The 231-nt window shown below is 54.1% G+C and carries 1 rRNA gene; it reads right to left on the bottom strand.

The window, feature by feature from the left end:
* A 23S ribosomal RNA gene (locus tag AC0C45_RS30315) occupies nucleotides 1-231 on the bottom strand; the annotation flags it as partial.

Here is a 231-nt window from a genome sequence, read left to right as displayed (position 1 = left end):
AGGATTCTCTCCTCGCCTACCTGTGTCGGTTTGCGGTACGGGCACCTCCCGCCTCGCTAGAGGCTTTTCTTGGCAGTGTGGAATCAGGAACTTCGGTACTATAGTTCCCTCGTCATCACAGCTCAGCCTTTATGATGAGCGGATTTGCCTACTCATCAGCCTAACTGCTTGAACGCGCATATCCAGCAGCGCGCTTACCCTATCCTACTGCGTCCCCCCATTACTCAAACG

It is taken from the genome of Priestia sp. VA7 (assembly GCF_055710015.1).
Note: the sequence above shows the minus strand (reverse complement) of the source record. Positions and strands in the feature narration are given on the sequence as shown.